Raw genomic sequence first — 4049 nt, forward strand, 5'->3', positions numbered from 1 at the left:
GCTGGCGATCCTCACCTTCTCGCTGTCGCTGATCGGCACGTTCCTGGTGCGCTCGGGGGTGTTGACGTCGGTTCACACCTTCTCCAACGATCCGGCGCGGGGCCTGTTCATCCTGGTGATCCTGATGGTGTTCATCGGCGGCAGCCTCGCGCTGTTCGCCTGGCGCGCGCCGCTGCTCAAACAGGGCGGCCTGTTCGCCCCGATCTCGCGGGAAAGCGCGCTGGTGTTCAACAATTTGTTTCTGGCGACCGCTTGCGCGACCGTTTTCGTCGGCACGCTTTATCCGCTGGTGCTCGAGGCGCTCACCGGGGACAAGATATCGGTCGGTGCGCCGTTCTTTAATCTGACCTTCGGGCCGCTGTTCATCCCGCTGTTGATTGCGGTGCCGTTCGGGCCCCTGCTGGCATGGAAGCGCGGCGATCTCTACGGGGTCGCGCAGCGGCTGCTTGCGGCGTGCGCGGTCGCGATGGTCGGGCTCGCCGCGACCTTCGCGTTCGCCGGCACCAAGGCCGTGCTTGCGCCGTTCGGCATCGGTCTTGGCCTGTTCGTCATGGCCGGAGCGCTCACCGACATCGCCGAACGCGTCGATCTGCGCAGCCTGTCGATCGAAAAGATAGGGCGGCGCGCGGCTGGACTCCCCCGCTCGGCCTGGGGAACGGCGGTGGCGCATTTTGCGCTCGGCATCACGCTGATCGGAATTGTCTGCGCGAGCACCTGGGGCAGTGAGCGCATCATCGCGCTGAAGCCGGCGCAGACCGTTTCCATCAGCGGCTACGACCTGACCTTCGATGGCATGGTAAGCCGCGACGGTTCGAATTATCGCGAGACCGCCGCCCACTTCACCGTACGCAAGGGCGGCACGGTGATCGGCGTCATGGAGCCGTCAAAACGGGTGTTTCCGTCGCGCGAGGGCATGTCGACCACCGAGGCGGCGCTGCTGACCCGCGGCGTCAGCCAGCTCTATCTCTCGCTCGGCGACAGCAATGCCGACGGTTCGATCGCGCTGCGGCTCTATCACAAGCCGTTTGTGCTCTTGATCTGGCTTGGGGCGCTGGTGATGGCCTTCGGCGGTGCGCTGTCGTTGTCGGACCGCAGGTTGCGGATCGGCGCGCCGAAGCCGGCGGCGAAGATCGTGGCGCAGCCCGCGGAATGAATTTCTCACCCCCGGGCGGGGTAATCGGGCCGCGACCGGTTCGAACGCGGTTTTGGGCCCGGGTTTAAGGACGTCGAATGATCTGGACGGTTCGGTTTCTTCTGCTGGCGCTGGCGCTTTTCGGCGCGACGCCGCTACGTGCCGTTCAGGTGGACGAACTTCTTCCCGATGCGCAGCTTGAGGCGCGCGCCCGCGCGATCTCGCACGACCTGCGCTGCATGGTCTGTCAGAACCAGTCGATCGACGATTCCGAAGCGCCGCTGGCCCGCGATCTGCGCCTCTTGGTGCGCGAGCGGCTCAAGGCGGGCGACAGCGACTCCCAGGTCGTCGACTACATGGTGGCGCGCTATGGCGAGTTTGTCCTGCTGAGGCCCCGGATGAGCTGGCACACGGCGATCCTGTGGGGCGCGCCGTTGACGATATTGGTCATCGGCCTGTTGGCGATTGGCTTCTCGGTTCTGCGGCGGCCGGCCGGGCCTGCACTTCCCGAGATTGCTGCGCTCAGCGAAAGCGAGCGGCTGAAGCTAAACGCCATCGAGTCGCAAATGGACGGCGCCTAGGCGGACCTGATTTCCTGATCTGGATCAAGGCGGTGATTCCGGATCTCGGCTCTAAAGTACCAACCTACATCGAGGGGGCATCATGGACTACAACGTCTTTTTCGATCGCGCTTTGGGCCAGCTTCACGACGAGCGGCGCTACCGGGTTTTCGCCGATCTCGAACGGCTGGCGGGCCGGTACCCGCATGCGATCTGGCATTCGCCGGAGGGGCCGCGTGACGTGGTGATCTGGTGCTCGAACGATTACCTCGGGATGGCCCAGCACCCCAAAGTGGTGGGGGCGATGGTCGAAACCGCCGCGCGGATGGGCACCGGGGCAGGCGGCACGCGCAATATCGCCGGCACCAATCATCCCCTGATCGAGCTCGAGCGCGAACTCGCGACGCTGCATGGCAAGGAAGCCTCCCTGGTCTTTACATCGGGTTACGTCTCGAACGAGACCGGCATTTCCACCATCGCGAAACTGCTACCCAATTGCCTGCTGCTCTCCGACGCGCTCAACCACAATTCGATGATCGAGGGCGTGCGCAAATCCGGCACCGAAAAGCAGGTGTGGCGCCACAACGACGTCGCGCATCTCGAGCAGTTACTGCGCGCCGCCGACCCTGACCGGCCGAAACTGATCCTGTGCGAAAGCCTGTACTCGATGGACGGCGACGTCGCGCCGCTGCACAAGATCTGCGACCTCGCCGAGCGCTACGGCGCATTGACCTATGTCGACGAGGTGCACGCCGTCGGCATGTACGGGCCGCATGGCGGCGGAATCTCCGAACGGGACGGCGCCACGGCGCGCATCGATATCCTCGAAGGCACGCTTGCAAAAGCGTTCGGCTGCCTCGGCGGCTATATCGCGGCGAACGCCAACCTGATCGATGCCGTGCGCTCCTACGCGCCCGGGTTCATCTTCACCACGGCGCTGCCGCCGGCGGTTTGCGCGGCGGCCACCGCCGCCATCCGGCACCTCAAGTCGTCGCAGTGGGAACGCGATCGGCATCAGGACCGTGCTGCCCGCCTGAAGTCCGTGCTCAATGCCGCGCGCCTGCCGGTGATGCCAAGCGATACGCATATCGTCCCGCTGCATGTCGGCGATCCCGAGAAATGCAAGATGGCGTGCGACCTGCTGCTGTCGGATTACGGCATCTATATCCAGCCGATCAATTACCCGACGGTGCCGCGCGGCCTGGAGCGGCTGCGGATCACACCGTCGCCCTATCACGACGATGCGTTGATCGATCGCCTCGCCGAAGCCTTGGTGGATGTCTGGGATCAATTGATGCTGCCGCGCCAGTCGCAGGTCCTCGCCGCGGAATAGGTCCTGCGCCTCGGCCAGGGCCGCGCGCAGGCCGGCGGCGCCGCCTTCGGTCGGCCGATCGCGAACGCCGTTAGCGCTACCAAGGTAAGGGATAGCTCTCGAAAACGTGAATAATTTTGACTGTTGCCCAAATGGGACAGGTTTGCCTGTCGCAGAAGTCTAAAGTTCCGGCAAAAGAAGTTGCCATCAATTCTACCGATATTTGAAGGGCGAAATCATGAAACGAACCTTGATCGCAAGCGCGGCCTTCGCCTCACTGCTTGTTGCGACGAGCGCGTCTGCGGCGGATCTTCCGGTCTATACGAAAGCGCCTGCGGTAGCGGCGGTCTATGATTGGACCGGGTTTTATATCGGCACCAACCTCGGCTACAGCTTTGGTCGCGGCACCACCAACGGCAACGTCACGGGAACGTCGACGACCGCCGGCGTCGTGACCACGCTGCCCACGCTTCCATTGAGCGGTCGCGCCGACGTCAACGGCTTCATCGGTGGCGGACAGTTGGGTTACAACTGGCAGCAGGGGGCATGGGTGTTCGGCCTCGAAGGCGACATCCAGTTCAGCAACGAGCGCGGCTCGGGCGACGTTTGTACGGGTGCGTGTCCCGCGGGATTCGTGTTTACCAGGGATTACAAGCTGGACTGGTTCGGCACCGGGCGCGGTCGCGTTGGCTTCCTTCCGGCTGAGCGTATCTTGCTGTATGCGACCGGCGGTCTGGCCTACGGTAGCTTCACTGGTTCCTCATCGACCTTGCCGCTGGACATCGGCACCTGGTCCCACGTGAATGCTGGCTGGACGGTCGGTGCGGGCGTCGAGTCGGCCCTTGGCAGCAACTGGTCGGTCAAGTTCGAATACCTCTACATGGATCTCGGCAGCGTTGGCGGCAGCTCTGCAACCAACACGACCACGGTCGTCCGCACAACCACGGCGCTCGCATACTCGTTCAATACCAAATTCACCGACAACATTGTGCGTGTGGGCCTGAACTACAAGTTCGGCGGCCCAGGCGCGGTTGTGGCACGATAC

4 protein-coding genes are annotated in these 4049 nt (G+C 63.9%); all 4 read left to right on the top strand.

What is annotated here, in order from left to right:
• The coding region (locus QZ213_RS25595) for a cytochrome c-type biogenesis CcmF C-terminal domain-containing protein (protein WP_291688853.1) at window positions 1–1153 on the top strand (1153 nt) is incomplete at its 5' end.
• A 77-nt stretch (window positions 1154–1230) separates the two neighbouring features.
• Window positions 1231–1713 carry a cytochrome c-type biogenesis protein gene (locus QZ213_RS25600; RefSeq protein ID WP_291688854.1) on the top strand — a complete coding sequence of 161 codons (483 nt, stop codon included), beginning with the start codon at window positions 1231–1233 and terminating at the stop codon, window positions 1711–1713.
• 82 nt (window positions 1714–1795) lie between these two features.
• Window positions 1796–3025, top strand: a complete 1230-nt coding sequence (gene hemA / locus QZ213_RS25605) for a 5-aminolevulinate synthase (protein WP_291688855.1) — start codon at window positions 1796–1798, stop codon at window positions 3023–3025.
• A gap of 217 nt (window positions 3026–3242) precedes the next feature.
• On the top strand, window positions 3243–4049 hold an 807-nt coding region (locus QZ213_RS25610), incomplete at its 3' end, for an outer membrane protein (RefSeq protein ID WP_291688856.1).

Source organism: Bradyrhizobium sp. (genome assembly GCF_017881085.1).
Taxonomy (GTDB): Bacteria; Pseudomonadota; Alphaproteobacteria; order Rhizobiales; family Xanthobacteraceae; genus Bradyrhizobium.